General features: G+C 59.0%; 2 protein-coding genes and 2 pseudogenes. 3 read left to right on the forward strand and 1 reads right to left on the reverse strand.

Annotated elements, in window-relative coordinates; translation table 11 throughout:
• Positions 1–664 (reverse strand): annotated as a pseudogene (locus ABI_RS25555) (hypothetical protein); the annotation flags it as partial.
• Between the two features lie 206 nt (positions 665–870).
• Between ABI_RS25555 and ABI_RS24915 the strand changes: the two are divergent.
• From ABI_RS24915 to ABI_RS25560, 3 genes and pseudogenes are all read left to right on the forward strand, one after another.
• The gene (locus ABI_RS24915; protein WP_040308638.1) at positions 871–1,191 is read left to right on the forward strand and encodes a hypothetical protein; all 321 of its coding nucleotides are present in this window, start codon (positions 871–873) and stop codon (positions 1,189–1,191) included.
• Entirely contained in the window at positions 1,134–5,357 is a 4,224-nt protein-coding gene (locus tag ABI_RS06345) for an RHS repeat-associated core domain-containing protein (RefSeq protein ID WP_040308639.1), read from the forward strand. Before ABI_RS24915 ends, ABI_RS06345 begins: the two co-directional genes overlap by 58 nt.
• A gap of 789 nt (positions 5,358–6,146) precedes the next feature.
• Positions 6,147–6,686 (forward strand): annotated as a pseudogene (locus ABI_RS25560) (hypothetical protein); the annotation flags it as partial.

Below are 6,686 nucleotides of genomic sequence, written 5' to 3' on the forward strand. Positions count from 1 at the left end.
CACCGCCGGAGGTATTGCCGGAGACGGATTGGTAAGCGCCGCCACCGCCGCCACCGCCGCCGCCTTTGACGCCGGCGCCGGTCTGGATGTTCACGGTGATCGCGGCCTGGGCGTAGACGGCGTGGCCGCCCGCGGTGCCCGCACTGCCGTTGCCGGTGCTGGCGCCATTGCCGCCGTTGCCGCCGCCGCCATAGACATGACCCTGGACGGTCAGGACCAGGGTCGATCCGGCGGGCCAGGTGCCGGTGTCGATACCGCGCCCGCCATTGGCGCCGCCGATGACGGTCACGCCCAGGGGGACGACGAATTCATAATTGCCGGGTGCTGCGCCGGTATAACCGGCGGCATTGGCCAGGGTGCGCAGGTTGCCGGCGGCGGTGACCTGGATCACGGTTGCGCCGGTGGCCGAATTCACGCTGCAGCCCGCCAGGCCGGTCGGGTTGGTGGCTTTGGCTACCCGGTTGTCGGCGCCATCGTAGCAATAGCCGCTGACCTTGGCATTATCAGCGTCGTCGACGCGGATAAGCCGGCCATGGGTGTCATATTGATAGGTTGTCGTGCCCGCCCGGGAGAGGCCGGCCGCCAGGGCCACAGACCCCACGGCCGTCAGGCCCATGAACATGTGGCGCCGCGATGCGTGACGTGTTTTGACCGGATCGGCCACGGCGTGATTCCCCCCATTTGAGCCCGAGTTGGCTGGGTCGCATGATCGAATCCGGAACGGTCAAAAGCAAGGAGAATATTTTTGCTTTGCACGTCAGGGATTTAGGCGAAATGCGCGGTATTTAAACGGAGAAGTTGCGCGGCCGGCCTTGTCAGCGCGTCGGCGCTGTGCTCCCCTGATGGTAATTATTTTTGGGGGGCATTGTAATGGCCGTATCTTGGCGTGCGTCCGTGTGGGCGTTTCTGGTCGGCATGTTGGTGATGTTCGGCGCGGCCGGCGCACAGGCCCTGCCTCAGCCGCCGGTCGTTTCGGCGGTCGACCAGAACGGCGTCAACCTGGCGACGGGGCTTTACAGCGATCCGGATCTCAATGTCAGCATCGGCGGGCTGTCGCGGGTGGCGTCGGCGACGGCGGGCGCGGACAACTGGTCGGGCAGTCTGGATGTCGTCTGCCGCTGCCCCCGAACGGGATGGGCGGTGGTGGCGCCAGCGAGCTGTGGCTGCACGCCAGCTATGCCGGTCAGGTGATGCAGTTCCATGTCGGCGATACCGGCACGGGACCGGTCAACGGCACCTACAGCCAGAATGGCGGCGACGGCACCGCCAAGATCACCTGTACCTTCGGTACCAACTGGGCGTGTACGCTGACGACACGCGACGGCACGACGGTAGCCTACAGCGGCTATAACTCCAGTTCGGCTATGTCGACGATTACGCGGCCGGACGGCGAGGTGATCAGCCTGACCTACTATACAGCCGTCGAGTTTGGAAACACCGTCAACAAGGGCGTCAAGACGGTCAGCAGCTCCAACGGCTGGATCCTGAAGTACGACCGCGACGGCAGTTATGCGGTTACGCAGGTGACGGGATACAACCGGTCGGTCACCTGCGACGATCCGGGCAATTCCGCCTGTGTCCTGCCGAACGGCTATCCCCTCGCGAAAAAGGTGGTCGATGGCGGCGAAACCAAGATCGTACGCTCGGCTATCGGGGCGGCGGCCACCGACGAACTCACCCAGGCACGAATTCTGTCCGGCGGCGTGGTCAAGACAGCCAGCGGCGTTACCCGAACCACGACCACCTACACGACGGCGGAAGCCACGGCGGCCAGCGTCCCCGCCCTGGCCGGCAAGGTCAAGACGGTGCAGACCGGTGGTTCGACCTGGACCTATGGCTATGTTTTCGGCAGTTACAGCGCCATCACGACGACGGTGACCGCGCCGGATGCGACGACGCGCGTGACGGTGGTCGACGATCGCGGCCGGATCGCGTCGCAAACCGACGAGTTGGGGCGGCAGACCAAGTACGAATACGACGGCGCCGGACGGGTTTTGAAGGTTATCGCGCACGATGCGACCTATAGCGGCGCTACACTGACCGGCGGTTATACGGAGTATCGCTATGACGCGCAGGGCAATCTGGACCGCACCAGCACCTATCCGCGCAATGGCGGCACGGCCGTCGTTACCTCGGCCACCTATCCGGGTTCCGGATGTACCGGCAAGGCGTGCCGCTATCCGGTGGAGACGACGGACGCCAACAACGCGGTGACCACCTACACTTATGATTCCACGCACGGTGGCGTGTTGTCGGTGATCGCACCGGCACCGACGTCGGGGGCGAACCGGATCGGCACCTTCTATACCTATGCCCAGAAGACCCCGCGCATCAAGACGTCGCCCACGGCGGATACGGCCAGCACGCCGGTTTATCGTCTGGTGACCACCAAGACCTGCGCCGTGCAGTCGTCGACCTCCACGGCCTGTGATGTCTCCGGCGATACGCTGTGGACCCAGTCGACCGTCAGCTATGATGTCGACAGCGGGTATGCCGGGGTTACGCGCAACGTGCTGCCGGTCAAGACCGTGACCACCCGTGGTGACAACTCGGTCACCCTGACCAGCGAGAGCCTGTATACCAAGGAAGGCCAGGTTTTCTACAGCTATGGTCCCAAGGCCAGCGACGATGCGTCGAGCGACGTGACAACGCGGGAGAGCTTTGCCTTCTTCGACCCGATCGGGCGGCCTGTCGGAGGGATCGGCGCCGACCCCGACGGCAGTGCCCGGACCATGAAGCGGCCGGCGACACGCACGACCTATAACAGCGACGGCCAAGTCTCCGTGGAGGAGTCCGGTGTCGTGCCGACCTCGGCCTATAGCGGCTCCACGGCCATCGACCGGTGGACCACCGCCGAGGCGGAATGGCGTTCGACGACGGCCGGCATCACCGTGTTGGACAAAAACACGAACGAATTTTCGACGACGACCGGCCTTCCGATACGGGCTCGTCACTATGCCGCGCTGCCGGTTATCCCATCGACGGTCGAAGACGCGGTGACCGAGCGGTCGTACGACAACCGCTTCCGGCTGACCTGCGAAGCGCAGCGGTTGCTGGCGCCATCTGCTCTGGCAGGCCTGACCTCGAACAGCCCCAATGCCTGCGCGGTGACCTCGCCGGCCGGTGCGGATGGCTTCGACCGCATCACGCGCTATACCTACGACGCCGTGGGGCAGGTGTTGACAGCGCAATCCGGCTACGGCACGCCGGATGCCCGGACCGATATCACCAACCTGTACAGCGACGGTACGCACACCGCGCCGGACAGCAGCTTCATCTCCAAGGGTGCATTGGTTTCGGTTACCGATACACGCGGCAATAAGACCGCCTATGGCTATGACGATTTTGGACGGCTGAAGAAGACCTGGTACCCCAGCAAGACCACACCGGGCAGCGTTTCGACGAGCGATGTCGAGGAAACCGTCTATTCCGGTGTCCGGGTCCAGACACAGAGGTTGCGTGACTACGGCAGCAACAGCGCTTCGGCGGTGACGTTTGCCTATGACGACCTCGGCCGGGTCACCGGGACGACCGGGGCTGCGGTGGAAAGCTTCACCTACGACGCCTACAGCAACGTCCTGACCCACAACAACCAGACGACCAACGGGGCGGAAGGCAAGGCGACCTATACGTACAATGCCATGGGCTCGGTCCTGACGGCGACCTACCAACTGGGGACTGGGACCAGCCGGCAGGTATCGTATCAGTACAACAGCTATAACTGGCGTACGCGGCTGGGCTGGCCGGACGGCTTCTATGTCAACTACACCTATTATCTGGGCGGCGCGCTTTGGTATATCCGCGACAACAACAGTGCCTATGTGCTGCGTGACGAATACAACCAGTACGGCCAGCAATATGCCAAGCGGCTGGGGAATGTCTCGCCCTATGCGATGACGACTGCCCTGGACTATGACACCGCGTCGCGGCTGAATGAGTTCGATACCAATCTGAGCACGACGGCGGCGACCACGGCCTATGACGTCAATGTGGACTTCACCTACAGCCTGGCCGATCAGGTGAAGACCCAGACGCGCAGCAATACGGCCTATAACTATAATCCGCCGGTGGCTGGCGGGACGGCGGCCTATAACGGGCTGAACCAGGTTTCGACCTATAATGGCGCGACGACGTTCACTTATGACAATCGCGGCAACCTGACTTCGGACGGCAGCGCGACCTACAGCTACAATGCCAACAACCTGCTGACTTCGGTCGTGGCGTCGAGCACCACTACCACGCTGAGCTATGACGCCGAGAACCGGTTGGCGCGGATCGTGAAGACGGGAGGAGCAGCGACGACCTTCCTGTATGATGGGGTGGACCTGATCGCCGAGTACGACGACACGGGCGCCATGACGGCGCGCTATATCCACGGTTCCAACATGGATGAGCCTGTGGTGGCGTTTGCGGGCAGCGGGACGGCGGAGAGCGATCGGCGCTACCTGGTGGCGGATGCCCTGGGTTCGATCATAGCCGTGACCAACAGCACCGGGGATATCGGCGCGGCCGGGACGGGCACCAACGCCTATGACGAATACGGTCTGCCGCGTTCGGGTAATATCGGCCGTTTCCAATACACCGGCCAAGTGTGGTTGCCGGAAATCGGGATGTATTACTACAAGGCGCGCATCTATGCGCCGTCGCTGGGACGGTTCCTACAGCCGGACCCTATTGGGTATGGCGATGGCATGAACATGTATGCCTATGTTCATGGCGATCCGGTGAATGCAAAAGATCCGATGGGATTATATGGAGAAGGGGGCGAGCGCGAGATTATAAGGTGTGATTTTGATTGCCGGCTACGAGGTGAACAAACGCGTGACAATCGAGAATGGCTTCTCAACGGAAATTCATCTGAATGCAGTGTTGCGGGTACAGGGTGTGGTTTTACATATATAGGCACTACTACAGTTCAAAGTGATGACCCTTTTAGACTGGGTACTTATCATATAGGTGATGACCGAGTTGCCCACATAAATGGCCAACATGGCGTGCGGCCGAAGTATAATGACACCAAAATATTGTACATAAATGGAACAACTGGTGTTAAATCTCATGGTTTAAAGAAGGGGCAATTTTTGCCGGCTTACCGGACACCCGCGGCATTGAAAAAATTAATAGCCATGGCTATTAAAGATGGAACGTATTATATTAACGCCGCGGGAGGATATACCTTTGTTTACGATACAAAAAAAATCATTGGAAACAGTGGGGAGTATACTTTTAGACAAAAGGAAAATGGTATATTTGTAAAATATGACCCTGTCGATCAATCCATTATTGAGGTAGTATTTGATGCAGGTAAGAATTTAATAACCGCCTATCCTCAGCGAATTTTTTCTTTCGGGTTATGAAGTGTTTTATATAGATAATGTGATTTTGGCGAAAAGCATTTCAACTTTTCAAGATTCTATTGATTATGCAGATGGAGATATAATTTTTGTTCTCGATGGAAAAAGGGATCTTCATAGCGATTTTAAGATTTTTTACTTTCTATCTTCTGTTAGAATTTCGTATTTTAGAGCGTTGAGGCATAGTGCTAGATCTATTGTCTACGGAGATTATGACTGGCCTATCGGAATTATAGAAAGGGTGAATAATAGGATATCATTTCAGACCATATTCTTCAGTGGCGAGATTTTTGATGACGACATTGATTTTGCAATCAAGACTTGCGTGGGGGGTATAGGGAGACTTATTCTGGGAATAATGAGTTAATTTCATGCATGGATATATTTATGCAGGGCTTTGAGAAATTGCATGGTTTTCCGTTTTAAAAAATGTGAAAAGGCCAAATAAGGGCCAAAAAATAAATGGGGGGACAGGAGCAATATTCCCCGTTCTCCTATACAGCGTTATAAAAGTTGTGGCTGTTCCTCAGTGCAGTCTCTAGGCTTCCGTCCCGGTGCGCGACGAGCGATGCGATGGCCAAGCACATGCTCGAGGCCGGCAATGAAATCTGGCGTCCCCAGCGGTCGGCCAGTACTTCCGCCGCTCGAAGGGCCGCAAAGCCGGTTTCGCCTCCCTCGACGGCAATCATTTCGGCAAAGTGAGGGAAACGCTCCAGCACAGGTTGTACGTTTACGAGTCCGTCGTCCTCGCCCTTCAGGTGAGCGCGTGGGCTCGACCAAGGCCAAGTCTCTGTGCATGAAGCCGGTGTCGTGCCGACCTCGGCCTATAGCGGCGCCACCGCCATCGACCGGTGGACCAACGCCGAGGCGGAATGGCGTTCGGCGACGGCCGGCATCACGGTTCTGGAAAAGAATACCAACGAATATTCGACAACGACCGGCCTTCCGATACGGGGGCGTCACTATGCCGCCCTGCCAGTCACCGCCGGCACGGTCGAGAACGCAGTGACCGAGCGGTACTACGACAGCCGCTTCCGGCTGAGCTGTGAAGCTCAGCGCCTGCTGGCGCCGTCGGCCCTGGCGGGGTTGACCTCGAACAGCCCCAATGCCTGCGCCGTGACGTCACCGGTCGGCGCGGACGGCTTCGACCGCATCACGCGCTATACCTATGATGTGGTGGGGCAGGTGCTGACCGTGCAATCCGGCTACGGAACGCCCGATGCCCGCACCGATATTACCAAGCTGTACAGCGAGGAAATAGGGGGACAGGAGCACTATTCCCCCAGAAATAGGGGGACAGGAGCACCATTCCCCTTTTGTTCTGATTGTGAC

It is taken from the genome of Asticcacaulis biprosthecium C19, from assembly GCF_000204015.1.
GTDB classification, from domain to species: domain Bacteria; phylum Pseudomonadota; class Alphaproteobacteria; order Caulobacterales; family Caulobacteraceae; genus Asticcacaulis; species Asticcacaulis biprosthecius.

Excerpts from the sequence above, each read along its gene's own strand:
- ABI_RS24915 (WP_040308638.1), top strand. The coding sequence starts at position 871 with ATGGCCGTATCTTGGCGTGCGTCCGTGTGGGCGTTTCTGGTCGGCATG.
- ABI_RS06345 (WP_040308639.1), top strand. The coding sequence starts at position 1,134 with ATGGGCGGTGGTGGCGCCAGCGAGCTGTGGCTGCACGCCAGCTATGCC.